Below are 18,563 nucleotides of genomic sequence, written 5' to 3' on the forward strand. Positions count from 1 at the left end.
CTTCGAACAACAAAAACAACATCCGACGATGCACTTTGAGGACAACAACAATGATTATTTACGGTGTGGCGCTGCTCGCGATCTGTACGCTGGCAGGAGTGATCATGGGTGACATGCTCGGCGTATTGCTGGGCGTCAAATCCAACGTCGGCGGGGTCGGGATCGCCATGATCCTGCTGATCTGCGCGCGGTTGTGGATGCAAAAACGTGGCGGCATGACCAAGGACTGCGAGATGGGCGTCGGCTTCTGGGGCGCGATGTACATTCCGGTGGTGGTGGCGATGGCCGCGCAACAGAACGTGGTCACGGCACTGCATGGCGGCCCGGTGGCGGTGCTGGCGGCGATCGGTTCGGTGCTGGTCTGCGGTTGCACCATTGCCTTGATCAGCCGGACTCATAAAGGTGAACCGTTGCCCGATGAACCGGCGGATGTAACCTCGGTCGGCGCACCGGCAGGAGGTCGCTGACATGTGGGATCTCATCGAGAAAGGTCTGGAACACAACGGTCTGGTCACTGCCTTCGCCTTCGTCGGCGTGATCATGTGGGTATCGGTGATTCTCTCCAAACGCCTGACTTTCGGGCGCATTCATGGCTCGGCGATTGCCATCGTCATCGGCCTGGTGCTGGCCTGGGTCGGTGGCACCATGACCGGCGGGCAAAAAGGCCTGGCGGACCTGACGCTGTTCTCCGGCATCGGCTTGATGGGCGGCGCCATGTTGCGCGATTTCGCCATCGTCGCCACGGCGTTCGAAGTGCAGGCGACCGAAGCGAAGAAGGCCGGGTTGATCGGGGTGATCGCGCTGCTGCTGGGCACGGTGCTGCCGTTCATTGTCGGTGCGTGCATGGCCTGGGTGTTCGGCTATCGCGATGCGGTGAGCATGACCACCATTGGCGCCGGCGCGGTGACTTACATCGTCGGTCCGGTGACCGGTGCAGCCATCGGCGCGACCTCGGATGTGATGGCGCTGTCGATTGCCACGGGGTTGATCAAGGCGATCCTGGTGATGGTCGGCACGCCGGTGGCGGCGCGCTGGATGGGCCTGGATAACCCGCGTTCGGCGATGGTGTTTGGCGGGTTGGCCGGCACTGTGAGCGGGGTGACGGCGGGGCTGGCGGCGACGGATCGGCGGTTGGTGCCTTATGGGGCGTTGACGGCGACCTTTCACACTGGGCTGGGCTGCCTGCTCGGGCCTTCGTTGTTGTACTTCATTGTTCGCGGGATTGTGGGCTAACTGATCGTTCCCGCGCTCTGCGTGGGAATGCAGCCCGGGACGCTCCGCGTCCCATTCGAAAGCTGGAACGCGGAGCGTCCCTTGAAGCATTCCCACGCAGAGCGTGGGAACGATCATCAAGCTCCCTCGCCACACTCAAGCCTGGCGATTGGCATACATCCGACACTCGGCCAGCAACGCCAGCAGATTCGGATCGCGCTCCTTGGCCTTGAGGAACACCACGCCGATGTGCTGCTGCAAGCGATATTGTTCCTGCAACGGAATCAGCTTCACCCGGTTCTCGTACACCGCCGCAATCCTCCCCGGCAGCAACGCGTAACCCACGCCTGAGCTGACCATGCTCAGCAGCGTGAAGATGTCGTTGACCTGCATCGCCACCTTTGGCTCGAACCCCGCCTGCTCGAATACCCGCTTGCCATCCTGATGGGTGGCGAAGCCTTGGGTCAGTGTGATGAAAGTTTCGTCGCGGACCTCGGCCAGGTCGACTTCGGTCCGTTGGGCGAACTTCGAGTCGGCCGGCGTGGCCAGGAAGATGTCGTCAGAGAACAGTGGGATATGTTCCAGGTCCGGGTCGATGATGCTGTCGTCCAGTGATACCAGGATCGCGTCGACTTCCATGTTCTTGAGCTTGTACAACAGGTCGAAATTCGAGCCGAGAATCAGATCGATATTCAGCTCGCTGCGGCGGATCTTAAGGCCCATGATCAGTTGCGGCACGGTCTTCACCGTCAACGAATACAGCGAACCCAACTTGAAGCGCTCGGCGGAAAATCCGGCGGCCTCACGGGTCAGGCGCACGCTCTCGACGACGTCCTGAATCAGCTTTTGCGCGCGCTCTTCCAGCACATAGGCGCTCTCCAGCGGTGTCAGGTTGCGGCCTTCGTGTTTGAACAACGGGCAGCGCAGGGCGCTTTCCAGAGAGTGGATCGCGCGGTGAACGCTGACGTTGCTGGTCTGCAACTCGGCGGCGGCCCGGGCGAGGTTGCCGGTGCGCATGAAGGCCAGGAACACCTCGAGTTTTTTCAGGGTCAACTCTTCATCGATCAGCATGGGGCGGACTCTTTTTGGAATCGCTCGATTGTGCCTAATTACGTTCGGGCACGCAGACCTTTGTGGGAGCTGGCTTGCCAGCGATGAGGCCCTGAAGATCAACGTGAAACTTGAGATCCTATCGCCAGCAAGCCGGCTCCTACAGGGGGGGTGTTATGTTCTGAAATATTGCGCTTTCAGACTGCAGGCCTGAGCCTTGCGTGTTGCGGCAATGATTGATGAGGTGGGTAAACGATGTATCACGGGGAAAGATTGAACGCCTGGACGCATTTGGTCGGGGCAGTGGCGGCAACGGTTGGTGTGGTGTGGATGCTGGTGATTGCCAGCATGGACGGCAGCCCATGGAAAATCGTCAGCGTGGCGATCTACGGCTTTACCTTGATGTCGCTCTACAGCGCATCGACCGTGTACCACAGCGTGCGCGGGCGCAAGAAAGCGATCATGCAGAAAGTCGATCACTTCTCGATCTACCTGTTGATCGCCGGCAGCTATACACCGTTCTGTCTGGTGACGCTGCGTGGACCGTGGGGCTGGACGCTGTTCGGGATTGTCTGGGGGTTGGCGCTGATCGGCATCCTGCAAGAGATCAAGCCGCGTTCCGAAGCGCGGATCCTGTCGATCGTGATTTACGCGGTGATGGGCTGGATCGTGCTGGTGGCGGTCAAGCCATTGCTGGCTGCACTGGGTAGCGCAGGGTTTGCCTGGCTGGCGTCGGGCGGCGTGTTGTACACCGTCGGGATTATCTTTTTCGCCCTCGATCACCGATTGCGACATGCCCACGGGATCTGGCATCTGTTCGTGATCGCCGGAAGTCTGCTGCACTTTGTGGCGATTTTGTTCTACGTCCTGTAACGCGCCAAGGGGGCTTGATCAGACTTCAGGGTTGCCCAGGCATCAGGTTGTCCAATTGCTCCCGGGCACGGCGACTGAAGATCTGCAGCAGTTCATCAAGTGTGTGCGGCGGTGGTTCGCTGGCGCGAGTCACGGCATACAGGGTAATCGGCAATGGCGGGGCCAGCGGGCGGAGGGTCGTGGTGCCCGGTGAGGCGCCGAGGGCGGTGAAGGGGTCGATCACCGCCAGACCGGCACCTGATTCCACCATGGCCCGGGCCAGTGAATAGGTCTGCACGGCGATGCGTATCCGCGGCGGTGGATCAACCGCTTCCAGGTAACTATCGAGCCGGGCAGCCAATGGGTCGGCGCTGGACAGGCCGATCAAGGGTGCATCGGCAAGCGCCATCAGCGGCAGCGGCGTTCCTGCCTCCGTCGCCGGCCAGTAACTCGCCGGTGCCAGCGCCACCAAAACCCCCGAAGCCAGCGCCTGTGCCTTGAGCCCTGGGTGATCCGGGCGTTGCAGGGTCAGGGCGACATCCACTTCGCGCATCAACAGGTTCTGCACCAGTTCGCGACTGTGGGCGCTGGACAGTTCGCAGGCAATGTCCGGGTAGCGTCTGGTCCACTCGTGAATGGCCGGCGGTAACAATGAAAGGGCCAGCGCCGGCGTGGCGCCGATCCGCAGACTGTGGCCAGGCTCGCGGCGCAGGCTCTGGGCCAGACGTCGCACGCCTTGCAGGCTTTCGCTGACCTTGTCGACCTCGCGCTCCAACTCCAATGCTTCCGGCGTCGGCTGCAGTTTGCCGCGTACGCGCAGGAACAGCGCGAAGCCCAGTTGTTGCTCGGCATGCTGCAACACTTTGCTCACCGCCGGCTGCGAAACGTGCAGCAATTGCGCGGCAGCGCTGATCGAGCCGGTTTGTCGGATTGCCTGGAAGATCTCGATGTGGCGCAGGCGCATGGCAAGTCCATAACCTTTGTTTATGGGGTTGCCATCTTTATGCATTGTTCAACGTCTGTCACCTGGCTCTAACCTTGGCATCGTCTTCTCAACGGCTTTAAGGACGGACATGGCTCAGCGTGTGTGCATCATCGGAGGCGGCGTGATCGGCCTGGCAACGGCCTATGCGCTGGTGCGCGACGGCGTCGAGGTGACAGTGATCGAAGCCCGGGATTCGCTGGGCAGTGAAACCAGCTTCGCCAATGGCGGCCAGCTCTCCTATCGCTATGTCGCGCCGCTGGCCGACGCGGGTGTGCCTTTGCAGGCCATCGGCTGGATGTTGCGCGGCGATTCACCGCTGAAGTTGCGCCCGCGCTTCGACCCGGCCCAGTGGCGTTGGATGGCGTCTTTCCTCGGCGCCTGCCGTCGCTCGGTCAACCGTGAGAACGCCGCACACTTGCTGCGCCTGGCGCTGCTCAGCCAGGCCACTTTGAAGTCCTGGCGCGAGGACGATGGACTGACGGGATTTCAGTGGCGGCGCAACGGCAAACTGGTGACCTTCCGCCAGAACAGCAGCTTCGAGCATGCGTGCCGGGGTCTGGCCGACCCGCTGCAACAGCAGGTGTTGTCGCCTGCCGAATGTACGCGGCTGGAGCCGGCATTGGCCGATGCCCCCTTCGTCGGCGCGATTTACACCCCGGACGAAGAGGTCGGCGATTGCCATGGTTTCTGCCAGCAACTGGCTGCCCGGTTGCAGGCCTCCGGCCGTTGCGAGTTCCGTCTCGGGCAAACAGTGACCGGCATTCGCCACAACAACGGCAGCGTCAACGCCATCGAACTCGGCGAGCAAGTGCTGCCGGTCGAGCATCTGGTTATCGCCGCCGGCCACCGCAGCCCATTGTTGGCTCTGCCCGGGCTGCAACTGCCGTTGTATCCACTTAAGGGCTACAGCCTGACCGTGCCAATTGGCGCCGGTCATCGGGCGCCGGACGTGAGCATCACTGACTACGACCGCAAGATCGTCTACGCGCGTATCGGCGAGCAATTGCGGGTGGCGGCGATGGTCGACATCGTCGGTTTCGACCCTGCGCTCGACCCCAAGCGACTGGCGCTGATCAAGCGTCAGGCCCGTGAGACCTTTCCCGATGCCGGTGCCTACGACGCGGCTGTCGAATGGGCCGGCATGCGCCCGGCTACACCTAACGGAGTGCCGCTGCTGGGTGCGACCGCGTATCGCAACCTGTGGCTCAACCTTGGCCACGGCGCGCTGGGTTTCACCCTGGCATGCGCCAGCGGGCGCCTGCTCAGTGAACTGATTGGCGAGCGTCGGACTTCCATCGACCTGCAGGGTTTCAACCACCGCGCCGCCTGAATACTGACTTCTGAAGAGGACACTGTTATGAGCATTACCCGACTGCACAGCAACCCGCGCCTGTCCGGCGCCGTGACCTTTGGCGATCTGGTGTTTCTTTCCGGGCAGGTGCCCGGCGATGCCACGGATGCAGCCAGCCAGACCCGCGAGGTGCTGGCGAAAATCGACTCGCTGCTGGCCGAGGCGGGGAGCGGCAAGGACCATCTGCTCAGCGCGACCATTTACCTGAAGAACATCAACGAAGATTTCGCCGCGATGAACGAGGTCTGGTCGGCCTGGCTGTCACCGGGTCAAGCGCCGAGTCGCACCACCGTGCAGGCCGAACTGGCCCGACCGCAGGTGTTGGTGGAAATCACCGCCATCGCGGCACGCGTCCGATAAACCAATACCCACAACGGAGAATAACAATGCAAAAAATCACGTTGCTCACTTGTACGCTTGGCCTGTTGCTCGGCAGTCAGGTTCAGGCCAATGAAATGCCTTTGACCGGCACCCTGAGCAAGGTCGCCAGCGCCAACAGCATCACTCTGGGCTATCGCGATGCTTCGGTGCCTTTCTCTTATGTGGGTGATCATAGCGGCAAGCCGATGGGGTACTCGGTGGATCTGGCAGGCAAGATCGTCGAGCGCATCCAGCAGCAACTGGCCCTGCCGGAGTTGAAGGTGAAGTACAACCTGGTGACCTCGCAAACCCGCATTCCACTGGTGCAGAACGGCACGGTTGACCTGGAGTGCGGTTCCACCGGCGTGACCGCCGAGCGGCAGAAACAAGTGGCGTTCTCCTACGGCTTCATCTACGTCAAAGGCCAGTTGCTGACGGCCAGGGACAGCGGAATCAAGAGCTTCGCCGACTTGCGCGGCAAGAACGTGGTGACGACCGCCGGCACCACCAATGAGCGCTTCTTGAAAAGCTACAACGTCGATCACAAGATCGACATGTTTGTGATCAGCGCCAAGGACCACGGCGAAGCCTTCCAGATGCTGCAATCGGGACGGGCGGCGGCCTTCTACATGGACGACGCGCTGCTCTACGGGGAACGCGCGAAGGCCCATGACCCACACAAGTGGGTGGTCGTCGGGGAAGAGCAGTCACGGGAGATCTACAGCTGCATGGTGCGCAAGGACGATCCGCAGTTCCTGGCGCTGGTCAACGGTGTGTTGGCGGATCTGTACAGTTCAGGCGAGATCAATGGCATCTATAAACGCTGGTTTGAGCAGCCGATCCCGCCGAAGGGGTTGAACCTTGAATTCCCGATGACCAGCGAACTCAAGGCGATCATTGCCAAACCGGTGAGTGATCCGGTGCAGTAGCTTAGAAATCACCCCACAGTTGCTGGGCTACTGCCAGCGCAACTACCGGCGCGGTTTCAGTACGCAGCACCCGTGGGCCGAGGCGGGCGGCATGGAAGCCGCCGGCCTTGGCCTGATCGACTTCGGCATCGGACAACCCACCCTCCGGGCCGATCAGGAATGCCAGGCTTGAAGGTTTGGCATGACTCACCAGCGGCTCGGCCACCGGATGCAGTACCAGCTTCAATTCAGCGTCCGTGTACTTCAACCAATCGGCCAGTAACAGCGGTGGATGAATCACCGGTACCCTTGAACGACCGCATTGCTCGCAAGCGCTGATCGCCACCTGGCGCCAGTGCTGCAAGCGCTTGTCGGCGCGCTCGTCCTTGAGCCGGACTTCGCAGCGATCGCTGAAAATCGGCGTGATTTCGCTGACGCCCAATTCGGTGGCTTTCTGAATCGCCCAGTCCATGCGCTCGCCCCGGGACAAGCCCTGGCCGAGGTGGATCTGCAATGGCGACTCGACCTGGCCGGTGAAGCTCTCATCGATGCTCACCACCACACGCTTCTTGCCGACTTCCGTCAGCGTGCCGCGAAACTCATGGCCCGAGCCGTCGAACAATTGCACCGCATCACCCTCGGCCATGCGCAGCACACGGCTGATGTAATGGGCCTGGGCCTCGGGCAGTTCGTGCTCGCCGATGCTCAGGGGGGCGTCGATAAAGAAGCGGGACAGTCTCATGCGGATTCTCTTTAATTTGATCGTTCCCACGCTCTGCGTGGGAATGCCTCACCGGACGCTCTGCGTCCGCTTTTGGGACGCGGAGCGTCCCGGGCTGCGTTCCCACGCAGAGCGTGGGAACGAGCGTTGCCAATCAGCCCGGATCACGGAAGCCAGGGTGGAAGTTCTCCGGCACCGCCACACTGACGCTGTCGCGAGTGGCGATGTCGATGCCTTCGCTCGCCACTTCGGCCAGGAAGTCGATCTGATCCGGAGTAATCACGTACGGCGGCAGGAAATACACCACGCTGCCCAACGGCCGCAGCAAAGCCCCGCGCTCCAGCGCATGCTGGAACACTTTCAAGCCCCGGCGTTCCTGCCACGGATAGGCTTCTTTGCTCGCCTTGTCCTTGACCATCTCGATCGCCAGCACCATGCCGGTCTGGCGCACTTCCGAGACGTTCGGGTGATCGGCCAGGTGCGCGGTGGAGGAGGCCATGCGCTGGGCCAGGGCCTGGTTGTTCTCGATGACGTTGTCTTCTTCGAAGATATCCAGCGTCGCCAACGCCGCCGCGCAGGCCAGTGGATTACCCGTGTAACTGTGCGAGTGCAGGAAGGCCCGCAGGGTCGGGTAATCGTCGTAAAAGGCGCTGTACACCTCGTCGGTGGTGATGCATGCCGCCAGCGGCAGGTAGCCGCCGGTCAGGGCTTTGGACAGGCAGAGGAAATCGGGGCGGATGCCGGCCTGTTCGCAGGCGAACATGGTTCCAGTGCGGCCGAAGCCCACGGCGATTTCATCGTGGATCAGGTGCACGCCATAACGGTCGCAGGCTTCTCGCAGCAACTTGAGGTACACCGGGTGGTACATGCGCATGCCGCCGGCACCCTGGATCAGCGGCTCGACAATCACGGCAGCGACGCTGTCATGGTTCTCGGCCAGGGTCTGCTCCATCGCGGCGAACATGTTGCGCGAATGTTCCTCCCAGCTCATGCCGTCGGGACGCAGGTAGCAATCCGGGCTCGGCACCTTGATGGTGTCCAGCAGCAAGGCCTTGTAGGTTTCAGTGAACAGTGGCACGTCGCCGACCGACATCGCTGCCATGGTTTCGCCGTGGTAGCTGTTGGTCAGCGTGACAAAGCGTTTCTTGTTCGACTGACCACGGTTGAGCCAGTAGTGAAAGCTCATTTTCAGCGCGACTTCGATACAGGACGACCCGTTATCGGCGTAGAAACACCGGGTCAGGCCTTGCGGCGTCATCTTTACCAGGCGTTCGGACAGTTCGATCACCGGCTGATGACTGAAACCGGCGAGGATCACGTGCTCCAGCTGATCCACCTGATCCTTGATCCGCTGGTTGATTCGCGGATTGGCGTGGCCGAACACGTTGACCCACCAGGAACTGACCGCATCGAGGTAGCGCTTGCCTTCGAAATCTTCCAGCCAGACGCCTTCACCGCGCTTGATCGGGATCAGCGGCAGTTGTTCGTGATCTTTCATCTGGGTGCAGGGATGCCACAACACCGCGAGGTCGCGTTGCATCCACTGATTATTCAGGCCCATTTTCTCTCTCCTCGAGGCGGTCCGCGGCAGGCGCGAACAAACAATCGCGCAAGCCTATGCAATGCACGCCACCGGGACAACCCATTGTGTCGATTGAGCTACTTTGCACAGGTAGATAGACGTTGCTGGCGGGCGTCTGAAGGCTGACGTATCCTTCTCGGCTCTTGAGTCGTCTGGCTCGCAAAACCGCTATTTTTTTCGTGTATTTCCGGAGTTCGCTGAATGTCTGTCGGTTGGCTGCGCGCCTGTGCGCTGGTGATGTTGGGGCTGTTCAGCGTGTCTGCGCTGGCCAAGGATAAAACCGCGATCGTGATCGGCGGCGGGGTCTCGGGCCTTACGGCGGCTTATGAGCTGCAGAACAAAGGCTGGCAGGTCACGCTGCTGGAAGCCAAATCCAGTCTGGGCGGTCGTTCCGGCATGGCCACCAGCGAATGGATCGGCAACGACAAGACTCAGCCGGTCCTGAACAAATACGTGTCGACCTTCAAACTGAGCACCACGCCGGCCCCCGAGTTCGTGCGCACGCCGGGCTACCTGATCGATGGCGAGTATGTCTCCGCCGCCGACCTGACGACCAAGCAACCGGCCACCGCTGAAGCGCTCAAGCGCTACGAGAAAACCCTGGATGACTTGGCGCGTTCGATCGACGACCCGCAAAATCCGGCGGCCAACAGCACGCTGCACGCCCTGGACCAGATCAACGTGTCCAATTGGCTCGATCGCCTGAACCTGCCAGCCACGGCCCGCCAACTGGTGAACCAGCAGATTCGTACCCGTTATGACGAACCTTCGCGTATCTCGCTGCTTTACTTTGCTCAGCAGAGCCGCGTCTACCGTGGTGTTTCCGACCGCGACCTGCGTGCGTCGCGCCTGGTAGGTGGCAGCCCGGTGCTGGCCCAGGCCTTTGTCAAACAGCTGAAAACCATCAAGACCAGCTCCCCGGTCTCGGCGATCATCCAGGACAAGGACGGCGTGACTGTCAAAGTCGGCAGCGTCGGCTATCAGGCGGACTACGTAGTCCTGGCTGTACCGTTGCGCGCCCTGAACAAGATTCAGATGACCCCAGCGCTGGACGCCCAGCACCTGGCGGCGATCAAGGGCACCAACTACGGTTGGCGCGACCAGATCATGCTGAAGTTCAAGACCCCGGTTTGGGAATCCAAATCGCGCATGTCCGGCGAAATCTACAGCAACGCCGGTCTGGGCATGTTGTGGATCGAGCCAGCGCTGAAGGGCGGTGCCAACGTGGTAATCAACCTGTCCGGCGACAATGCCCGGGTGATGCAAGCGTTTGGCGACAAGCAGATGGTCGATCAGGTACTGATTCGCCTGCACGCGTTTTATCCACAGGCGCGTGGCTCGTTCACCGGTTATGAAATCCGTCGCTACAGCACCGACCCTTCAATGGGTGGCGCCTACCTGGCCTTCGGCCCGGGCCAGATCAGCAAGTTCTGGCGCTTGTGGGAGCGTCCGATTCAGCGCGTAGCCTTCGCTGGCGAACACACTGACACCTTGTATCCGGGCACGCTGGAAGGCGCATTGCGCACCGGTCAACGTGCGGCCAGCCAGGTCGAAGATCTGGCGGCAGGCAAGTCCTTCGAACCGGCGAAAGTTGTTCCGGCCGTTGCGGCGGCGGCAGGTGCCGGCGCGGTAGCCGCGAAGAAGGGCAACTTCTTCACGAACCTGTTCGGCGGCTCGGATGACGAGAAAAAACCGGAACCGGTCAAGGCACCAGAGCCCGCGGTAGCTCCAGCGCCGGCACCTGCTCCAGCACCGGTCGCTGCTCCGGCGCCGGTCGAAGCACCCAAGCCTGCGGCGCCGGTGAAAGCTGAACCTGCGAAGAAGGCACCGGCAAAAACTCCAGCCAAGCCAGCAGCCAAGACCGAAGCGAAAAAAGCCCCGGCCAAGGCCCCGGTGAAAAAGGCCGAACCGGCGAAGAAGCCAGCGGCCAAACCTGTGGCGACCACTGAGGCCAAGACTCAGTAATCTTCAGGTGAAAAAAAGCGCGGCCCAGAGGGTCGCGCTTTTTTTTGCCCGGAGAAAATCGCAGCTAGCCATTGAATAAACCTTTTGATACAGGTGTTCTCTGGTTTGTATTCACTTGTTTTAACAATTTGGACTTTAATCTTTTCTTAATTTGGCTGCTCCAGGCTCTTGATCGCATTTCTCGATATTTCATAGCGAAATTTTCGGCTTTAATTCGATAGATAAATCGATAGTCTTGGGCCAGCACTTACAGGATCTAGGCAATGCAGCTACGTAACTCTTCTTCCCGCTATGGCTGGGTCAGCATCTTTATGCACTGGGGCGTGGCGCTGGCGGTCTTCGCGCTGTTCGCGCTCGGGCTGTGGATGGTCGGGCTCGACTACTACAGCACCTGGCGCAAAGACGCGCCGGACCTGCACAAAAGCATCGGCCTGGTGTTGCTGGGTGTGATGGTGTTGCGGGTGCTGTGGCGTTTCATCAGTCCGCCACCGCCAACCTTGTCCAGCTACAGCCGCATGACGCGTCTCGGCGCCAAGTTCGGCCATGGCTTTCTGTATCTCAGTCTGTTCGCTGTGATGATTGCCGGTTACCTGATTTCCACCGCAGACGGTGTCGGTATCCCGGTGTTTGGCTTGTTTGAAGTGCCTGCATTGGTATCCGGACTGCCGGACCAGGCAGATACCGCTGGCGTGATTCATCTCTACCTGGCGTGGGTGCTGGTAATTTTTTCCGGCCTCCATGCGTTGGCAGCATTGAAGCACCACTTTATCGACCGTGATGTGACCCTCAAGCGAATGCTGGGTCGCAAAGCCTGAAGTTCAACCTCGACTCCAAAGGAAAACAAAGCATGTTGAAAAAGACTCTGGCCGCTCTGGCAATTGGTTCGGCCCTGTTGTCCGCCGGTAACGTAATGGCCGCTGACTACGTGGTCGACAAAGAAGGCCAGCACGCCTTCGTCGACTTCAAGATCAGCCACCTGGGCTACAGCTTCATCACCGGTACTTTCAAGGACATCGACGGCAAGTTCAGCTTCGACGCTGCCAAGCCTGAAGCCAGCAAGATCGAGTTCAACGTCAACACCGCCAGCGTGTTCACCAACCACGCTGAGCGTGACAAGCACATCGCCAGCAAAGACTTCCTGAACGGCAGCAAAGCCACGTTTGTTTCGACCAGCGTCAAACCGACCGGCAAAAACGCCGCAGGCAAGGATACTGCTGACGTGGCGGGCGACCTGACCATCCTCGGCGTCACCAAGCCAATCGTGGTCAAGGCCACTTTCCTGGGTGAAGGCAAGGATCCATGGGGCGGCTACCGTGCCGGCTTCGAGGGTACTTTCAGCATCAAGCGTTCCGATTTCGGCAAGCAGAAAGACCTGGGGGCAGGCTCCGATGCAGTTGATATGTACGTGAGCTTTGAAGGCGTCAAAGCGAAGTAATCTTTTCGCCTGACAAAAAAACGCCTCGCAGATCATTGGTCGGCGGGGCGTTTTTTTGTCCGTGAAAAGGGTGAGAGCCGTCTCGACGGGGTGTGCTTTTGCGTGCTGTCGTACTCGGAATAGGCATTATTCCTACGCTGCGTCCTACAGACCGCATTAATTCCTGCTTAATACGTGGTTCTCAGTCTTTACCTCCATGTCGAGGAGCATTCGCTCTCGTTTTGTCGGGTAAGGAAGCAACTATGCTGAGAAAATCGATTTGTGGGTTGGCGGTCGGTGCCCTCATGTCTTTTATGGGGCAAGCGACGGCCGCTGACTATGTGATCGACAAGGAAGGGCAGCATGCCTTTATTGATTTCAAGGTCAGTCATCTGGGGTACAGCTTCATCACTGGCACTTTCAGGGACCTGGACGGCACATTCAGTTTCGACGCGCAAAACATTGAAGACAGCAAGCTTGAAGTGAATGTGCGTACGGCCAGTCTGTTCAGCAATCATGCCGAGCGTGACAAGCATTTGCTCGACAAGGAATACCTCAATGCCCGTCAGTATCCGGCAGCGAAGTTTGTGTCGACCGCTATCAAGGCAACCGGAAAGAACGCCGAGGGCAAGACAACGGCTGACGTGACAGGCGATCTGACCCTGAGCGGCGTCACCAGGTCGGTCGTGGTCAAAGGTGTGTTTTTAGGCGAGGGCGCTGATCCATGGGGTGGGTACCGGGCAGGCTTCGAGGGTCGCACGACCATCAAGCGTGAAGATTTTGGCCAGACAGGCAAGCTCGCGCCGGGTTCGAGCCTCGTAGATCTGTACATCACCTTTGAAGGGATTCGGAACAAATCGTAAGCAAAAAAAGAGCCCCGACTCTGGTAAGTCGGGGCTCTTTTTTTAGCTGGACATTGCTTGAGCAACGCTTGCTCTCGCAGTGTCCTCGGCCACAATCATTAACCTGGGTGAGCTTGTTGCTTACCTGTTACGGGTCAACAGCGCCGGCTTTTCACCGCGAGGACGGCTTGGCAGTTGATCCAGCTGCTCAGGTGTCGGGAAGCGGTCAGCCTTCGATTCCTTGTGCATGATCTTCGGCGCAGGACCGCGTGGGTTCTGTACGGCAGGTTCCGAACGCGGCTGGTCGTCACGGGCCGGACGGCGGTTGCGCGAGTCTTCGCGACGGGCCTGGCCGTCACGCGGCGCACCGTTGCGTGGACCATTGCGCTTGGCAGGTGGTGTGCCGGTGCTGGCGCCATCGCTGTTGCGTGGACCGTTCTGGCGACCTTGTGGCTTGCCGCCACGGGGTGCGCCCGAGCCAGCAGCCGTGCCTTGTGCCGGAGCCCCCGGACGACGTCCACGACCCTGAGCTGGTTTTTGCTGAGGCACGTAGTCGACGCGGTTACCGAAGTTATCGATATCGTCGTCCAGAAACTCATCCGGAGCACGGTCGGCTGCCGGGCGTGGCGGCTGGCTTGGCTGACGCTGCTCGCGAGCCGGGGTGCCTTCGCGTGGCTTTTGCTGGCGCGCTGGACGCTCGCCACGTTCACCTGACGCCGGTTTTTCCTTGCCCTTGTCCTTGCCCTTGTCTTTACGACCGCCACCACCGCCGTTCGGACCGTCGCCACGCGGACCACGCGGATTGCGCGGGTTGCGCATGTCCGGACGCTCGCGTGCTTCAGGCTTCTCGGCTTCCACGGCGCTGGCGTCGAAGCCCATCAGGTCGCCGTCGGCGATTTTCTGCTTGGTCATGCGTTCGATGCTTTTCAGCAGTTTTTCTTCGTCCGGGGCGACCAGCGAAATCGCCTCGCCCGAGCGACCGGCACGGCCGGTTCGGCCGATGCGGTGTACGTAGTCTTCATCGACGTTCGGCAGTTCGAAGTTGACCACGTGTGGCAACTGGTCGATGTCCAGGCCGCGAGCGGCGATGTCGGTGGCAACCAGGATGCGCACGGTGCCGGCCTTGAAGTCGGCCAAGGCTTTGGTGCGGGCGTTCTGGCTCTTGTTACCGTGGATCGCGACGGCGCTCAGGCCGTGTTTGTCCAGGTACTCGGCCAGACGGTTGGCGCCGTGCTTGGTGCGGGTGAAGACCAGTACCTGTTCCCAGGCTCCGGCGGTGATCAGGTGCGCCAGCAACGAACGCTTGTGGCTGGCCGGCAGACGGAATACGCGCTGCTCGATACGCTCGACCGTGGTGTTCGGCGGCGTGACTTCGATGCGTTCCGGGTTGTGCAGCAGCTTGCCGGCGAGGTCGGTGATGTCCTTGGAGAACGTCGCCGAGAACAACAGGTTCTGGCGTTTGGCTGGCAGACGGGCGAGGACTTTCTTCACGTCATGGACAAAGCCCATGTCGAGCATGCGGTCGGCTTCGTCCAGCACGAGGATTTCCACGTGGGACAGGTCGACGCTGCCTTGGCCGGCCAGGTCGAGCAAACGGCCAGGGCAGGCGACCAGTACGTCGACGCCGCGGGACATGGCCTGAACCTGTGGGTTCATGCCGACGCCGCCGAAGATGCAGGCGCTGACGAATTTCAGGTCACGGGCATAGACCTTGAAACTTTCATGCACTTGCGCCGCGAGTTCGCGGGTCGGGGTCAGGACCAGCACGCGTGGTTGGCGCGGGCCGTGACGCTGGGATTTGTCCGGGTGACCGTTGGGGAACAACCGCTCCAGGATCGGAAGGGCGAAACCGCCGGTTTTACCGGTACCTGTCTGTGCCGCAACCATCAGGTCGCGACCTTGCAACACGGCGGGAATGGCCCGCTGTTGCACCGGAGTAGGCTCGGTATAGCCCGCTGCCTCGATGGCGCGGACTAAAGCCTCGGAGAGACCGAGGGAAGCAAAGGACATGAGTAATCCTGTTCTAAGTTAGGGCTTGGCCCAATGGGAGTCTTGCCTGGCGCGAATAGCGTTTAGAGGAACGCAATCCCGTCCGGTCCTGCTTCGGTCACGAAGGTTCGTCTGGAGCGCTCGCGCGGGCTGAAAAGCTGCGCCGTAGCGGGGTCGAGATACCTTTACGATTCCGAGCGTCCGGGCGTGAGCCTGGCGGGAACGCCGGAGTATAACAGAGCAATCACTGCGCGCCGCTTTCCTGCTGCTCAACGGTTTTTGCGGTGGTGGCCGTGGCCCGTGCGGAATTCAAGGCGCTGGGCGGTGCCGCGCCATACCGGGCGCTCAATTCCGCGTAGGCGGGCTCACGCTTGAAGCGCTTGAGCTCGGCGCCAAAACGCTGCACCAAAAGGTCCATGCCGGCATTGCGACGCACCGCCAGAAACTGGCTTTGCTGGCTGATTATGGTCGGATTTTCGGTGATCTTGTCGCGGATGTTCAGTTCGTCGAGCAGATGCTGGCCGACGCGGCGGTCGGTGATCAACAGGTCGATCCGCCCGCGAACCAACTTGCCGAAATTCGCTTCATGACTGGGGGCCGGTTCGCGAGTGAACAGCGTCGACTCGCGGAAATCCGGGCTGTACAGGTAACCTGGTGAGGTGCCGATGGTCAGGCCGCGCAGCTCATCGAGGGTGCGGAAGGGGTGAGGTCGCTCGTTGGCGTAGAACATCACGAACTGCACTTGCGACAGCGGTTCACTGGGATAGAGCAAGGTAGCATCGCGTTCATCGCTGTGGAAAATATCCAGCGCACCATCTGCCTGGCCCGTCTCGAGCATCGACAGGCAGCGCTTCCATGGCAGGAATTGCCATTCCACTTCGATGCCCAGACGCTTGAAGACAATGGCGGTGGTTTCGTAGTCCAGCCCAAGGGCCTCGCCATTTTCTTCGTAGACGTAAGGCGCCCATGGTTCGGTGACAATGCGCAGTTTCTCGCCCCGGGCGGCGAAGCTCAGGCAAGTGAAAAGCACAACGGTGAGCAACTGGGCAATGGCGGGCATGGTCTGAGGTTAGTACGCCTGCCGCCTAATGAGAAGCTCTGGCGTGCATGTTTAACGCCGTGTTGGATAGATTGGGCGCAACGTCACTATTTACTCGGCGAATTGAGCAGATGCTCGTGGATTGCAGCGCGCCGCTGCCCAAGAATCAGCTTGACCAGGCGATTGGTGAACCAATCTTCGAGCAAGTGTCGACAAACCGGAGTGCCGAGTCGTTCCTGTTGGTTTTGCAGCGCCTTCTCCCACCAGACCGGCCCGCAGGCCTTGTCGAATTCGTTAGGGTGTTCATAGCAGCCATAGAGGATTTCACGAATGAACTGCCGCAAATGTGCGGGCAGTGCCAGTGTGATGACTTTGTAAATCATCCGCTGCGATCGTGGAGGTCTTGGAAGCTGAGCCGATACGCGGCGGGTATCGTCGAGAGCGGCCTGGCTGGTTGGCTGTGCGGCATGTTTGGCAACCCAGGCCTGAACCTTGGCCCTGAACAATTGCTTGCGGCTCCAGTAGTGATGAATCAGGTCGGGACACTTTTTGATGTCCAGTGTCCGATAGGCCGCCACTGAAAGGCAGAATTCCTCGAGGGTGTATGCGCCTTGTGCGAATGGAAACAGTTCGTCGATCAGCGCGATCGAGCGATCCAGCACCTGAGCATCCTGGCGGTGCAAGCCAATGACGCCGGAGTTGAGCAGCATCATCTGGTCGTCGGCCAGGCCTTTCTCCATGAGTCTGGATGACAGAGCGCTGTAGAGGACGTTTTCCTTGTTGTTGCCGTAGTGCGTGTAGTAGTCGTTACATAGCAGGGTGCCGGGTTGCACGCGCTCGAACAACTTGAGCGGCGAGCAGTGGAAGAACGTGTCGGTGTCGATCAGCAGCGCAGTTTCGGCCTCTTCGAGCACCGTACGCAACACCACATGCTTGACGCGGAAGTGATAGCCGTGTGGCTCGCTCCAGCGTTTGCGTGTCTCTGCGTCGAGGTGACGAACGCGCACCGGCAGGTGTTCGTAAGGTTGCGGGTTGTCACTGAAGACCTGGATGTCGAGCGCCACTTCCGGTGTTTCACGCAACCAGCTCAGGGCACTGGAGATACTGAACACGGCTTCCTGGTGGTAAGTCTCGGAACCGAAAACCAGATAGACGAGTTGTGGGCGTGAAGTCGAGGGCGCGGTCATCATTGAACTGCAGGTTTCCGTGGTTCTTTTGAAAGTAGAAGGCCCTCCGTAGAGGGCCTGTGTACGCGCATGGGACCTGTCAGCGAGGCAGCTTCAGGTTGTTCCACACAGCCAGGCTGGCTTCTGCCTGGTTCAGGGTATAGAAATGCAGGCCCGGTGCGCCACCTTGTAACAGGCGCTCACACATTTCGGTAATGACCTGCTCGCCGAAGCGCTGAATGCTTGGCGTGTCGTCACCGTAGGCTTCCAGTTGCTTGCGGATCCAGCGCGGGATTTCCGCCCCGCAGGCATCGGAGAAACGCGCCAGTTTGCTGTAGTTGGTGATCGGCATGATTCCCGGGACGATCGGGATGTTCACGCCCAACGCCCGCACACGCTCGACAAAATAGAAGTAGCTGTCGGCGTTGAAGAAGTATTGGGTGATCGCACTGTTGGCGCCAGCGTTGGCCTTGCGCACGAAGTTAGCGATATCGTCCTCGAAATTGCGCGCTTGCGGATGCATTTCCGGGTAAGCCGCGACTTCGATGTGGAAATGGTCGCCGGTCTCTTCACGAATGAAATCAACCAGGTCGTTGGCGTGACGCATTTCGCCGCTGGCCATACCCATGCCGGAAGGCAGGTCACCGCGCAGGGCAACGATACGCTTGATGCCGGCCGCCTTGTACTGGCTCAGCAGGCCGCGCAGGTCGGCCTTGCTGTCGCCGACGCAAGACAGGTGCGGAGCGGCAGGTACCTTGACTTCGCTTTCCAGCTGCAAAACGGTGTTCAGCGTGCGATCACGGGTCGAACCACCGGCGCCGTAGGTGCAGGAGAAAAAGTCGGGATTGTAAGTGGCCAGCTGGCGAGCAGTGGCGAGCAGCTTTTCATGCCCAGCATCGGTCTTCGTCGGGAAGAATTCGAAGCTGTAGCGACGGTCTTGGGACATGGTCATATCCTTGGAAGCGTATAAGCCTTGCAGGACGCTACGTTCTCTGTAGGAGCGAAGCTTGCTCGCGAAGCAGGCGCCACGGCGTTTCAGAAACCCCGTGGTGAAGCGTTCGCGAGCAAGCTTCGCTCCTACAGAGCGCGCGTGTTTCCTGCATGAGTCCGCTCCCCTTGAGGAAGCG

18 protein-coding genes are annotated in these 18,563 nt (G+C 60.3%); 10 read left to right on the forward strand and 8 right to left on the reverse strand.

Going from position 1 to position 18,563, the window contains the following annotated elements:
- Positions 1-50: 50 nt before the first annotated feature.
- Together madL and madM are read left to right on the forward strand one after the other, a co-directional pair.
- A complete protein-coding gene (gene madL / locus D8U69_RS15705) occupies positions 51-467 on the forward strand; it encodes a malonate transporter subunit MadL (protein ID WP_130906032.1) in 417 nt (138 codons plus the stop codon).
- A 1-nt stretch (position 468) separates the two neighbouring features.
- The gene (gene madM, locus D8U69_RS15710; protein WP_056853955.1) at positions 469-1,233 is read left to right on the forward strand and encodes a malonate transporter subunit MadM; all 765 of its coding nucleotides are present in this window, start codon (positions 469-471) and stop codon (positions 1,231-1,233) included.
- Between the two features lie 135 nt (positions 1,234-1,368).
- On the opposite strand, the gene D8U69_RS15715 is transcribed toward madM, so the two are convergent.
- The gene (locus D8U69_RS15715; RefSeq protein ID WP_056853954.1) at positions 1,369-2,283 is read right to left on the reverse strand and encodes a LysR substrate-binding domain-containing protein; all 915 of its coding nucleotides are present in this window, start codon (positions 2,281-2,283) and stop codon (positions 1,369-1,371) included.
- A 234-nt stretch (positions 2,284-2,517) separates the two neighbouring features.
- Between D8U69_RS15715 and D8U69_RS15720 the strand changes: the two genes are divergently transcribed.
- On the forward strand, positions 2,518-3,135 hold the full coding sequence (locus D8U69_RS15720) for a hemolysin III family protein (RefSeq protein WP_056853953.1): 618 nt from the start codon (positions 2,518-2,520) through the stop codon (positions 3,133-3,135).
- 25 nt (positions 3,136-3,160) lie between these two features.
- Here D8U69_RS15720 and D8U69_RS15725 read toward each other — a convergent pair whose 3' ends face one another.
- Complete coding sequence (locus tag D8U69_RS15725) at positions 3,161-4,078, reverse strand: LysR family transcriptional regulator (protein ID WP_130907678.1); 918 nt, start codon at positions 4,076-4,078, stop codon at positions 3,161-3,163.
- A gap of 109 nt (positions 4,079-4,187) precedes the next feature.
- Here D8U69_RS15725 and D8U69_RS15730 point away from each other — a divergent pair, with 109 nt between their 5' ends.
- The 3 genes from D8U69_RS15730 to D8U69_RS15740 are packed head-to-tail and all read left to right on the forward strand — an operon-like array spanning position 4,188 to position 6,739.
- On the forward strand, positions 4,188-5,429 hold the full coding sequence (locus tag D8U69_RS15730; RefSeq protein ID WP_130907679.1) for a D-amino acid dehydrogenase: 1,242 nt from the start codon (positions 4,188-4,190) through the stop codon (positions 5,427-5,429).
- A 27-nt stretch (positions 5,430-5,456) separates the two neighbouring features.
- Positions 5,457-5,810 carry a RidA family protein gene (locus D8U69_RS15735; RefSeq protein WP_130907680.1) on the forward strand — a complete coding sequence of 118 codons (354 nt, stop codon included), beginning with the start codon at positions 5,457-5,459 and terminating at the stop codon, positions 5,808-5,810.
- Positions 5,811-5,836: 26 nt separating this feature from the next.
- On the forward strand, positions 5,837-6,739 hold the full coding sequence (locus D8U69_RS15740; RefSeq protein WP_056853949.1) for a transporter substrate-binding domain-containing protein: 903 nt from the start codon (positions 5,837-5,839) through the stop codon (positions 6,737-6,739).
- Position 6,740: 1 nt separating this feature from the next.
- On the opposite strand, the gene D8U69_RS15745 is transcribed toward D8U69_RS15740, so the two are convergent.
- Both D8U69_RS15745 and D8U69_RS15750 read right to left on the reverse strand, forming a co-directional pair.
- Complete coding sequence (locus D8U69_RS15745) at positions 6,741-7,460, reverse strand: 16S rRNA (uracil(1498)-N(3))-methyltransferase (RefSeq protein WP_130907681.1); 720 nt, start codon at positions 7,458-7,460, stop codon at positions 6,741-6,743.
- A 133-nt stretch (positions 7,461-7,593) separates the two neighbouring features.
- Positions 7,594-9,000 carry an adenosylmethionine--8-amino-7-oxononanoate transaminase gene (locus D8U69_RS15750; RefSeq protein WP_056853947.1) on the reverse strand — a complete coding sequence of 469 codons (1,407 nt, stop codon included), beginning with the start codon at positions 8,998-9,000 and terminating at the stop codon, positions 7,594-7,596.
- 222 nt (positions 9,001-9,222) lie between these two features.
- Here D8U69_RS15750 and D8U69_RS15755 point away from each other — a divergent pair, with 222 nt between their 5' ends.
- The 4 genes from D8U69_RS15755 to D8U69_RS15770 all read left to right on the forward strand — a co-directional run bounded on the left by D8U69_RS15755 (position 9,223) and on the right by D8U69_RS15770 (position 13,263).
- Positions 9,223-10,986, forward strand: a complete 1,764-nt coding sequence (locus D8U69_RS15755) for an FAD-dependent oxidoreductase (RefSeq protein WP_056853946.1) — start codon at positions 9,223-9,225, stop codon at positions 10,984-10,986.
- Positions 10,987-11,249: 263 nt separating this feature from the next.
- The gene (locus tag D8U69_RS15760; protein ID WP_056853945.1) at positions 11,250-11,801 is read left to right on the forward strand and encodes a cytochrome b; all 552 of its coding nucleotides are present in this window, start codon (positions 11,250-11,252) and stop codon (positions 11,799-11,801) included.
- A gap of 32 nt (positions 11,802-11,833) precedes the next feature.
- Entirely contained in the window at positions 11,834-12,421 is a 588-nt protein-coding gene (locus tag D8U69_RS15765; protein WP_056853944.1) for a YceI family protein, read from the forward strand.
- 242 nt (positions 12,422-12,663) lie between these two features.
- A complete protein-coding gene (locus D8U69_RS15770) occupies positions 12,664-13,263 on the forward strand; it encodes a YceI family protein (protein ID WP_130907697.1) in 600 nt (199 codons plus the stop codon).
- A gap of 120 nt (positions 13,264-13,383) precedes the next feature.
- Here D8U69_RS15770 and D8U69_RS15775 read toward each other — a convergent pair whose 3' ends face one another.
- The 4 genes from D8U69_RS15775 to metF form a co-directional block, all read right to left on the reverse strand.
- Positions 13,384-15,252 (reverse strand): DEAD/DEAH box helicase, encoded by a 1,869-nt coding sequence (locus tag D8U69_RS15775; protein ID WP_056853942.1) that lies wholly within the window; start codon positions 15,250-15,252, stop codon positions 13,384-13,386.
- Positions 15,253-15,475: 223 nt separating this feature from the next.
- Positions 15,476-16,291, reverse strand: coding sequence for a transporter substrate-binding domain-containing protein (locus tag D8U69_RS15780; RefSeq protein WP_056853941.1), 816 nt, complete (start codon positions 16,289-16,291; stop codon positions 15,476-15,478).
- Between the two features lie 86 nt (positions 16,292-16,377).
- A complete protein-coding gene (locus D8U69_RS15785) occupies positions 16,378-17,460 on the reverse strand; it encodes a hypothetical protein (protein WP_130906023.1) in 1,083 nt (360 codons plus the stop codon).
- A gap of 76 nt (positions 17,461-17,536) precedes the next feature.
- Positions 17,537-18,382 carry a methylenetetrahydrofolate reductase [NAD(P)H] gene (gene metF, locus D8U69_RS15790; protein WP_056853939.1) on the reverse strand — a complete coding sequence of 282 codons (846 nt, stop codon included), beginning with the start codon at positions 18,380-18,382 and terminating at the stop codon, positions 17,537-17,539.
- Positions 18,383-18,563 lie beyond the last annotated feature (181 nt).

Origin of the sequence: Pseudomonas sp. Sample_16 (assembly GCF_004307665.1) — a bacterium.
In the GTDB taxonomy this organism is placed as follows: domain Bacteria; phylum Pseudomonadota; class Gammaproteobacteria; order Pseudomonadales; family Pseudomonadaceae; genus Aquipseudomonas.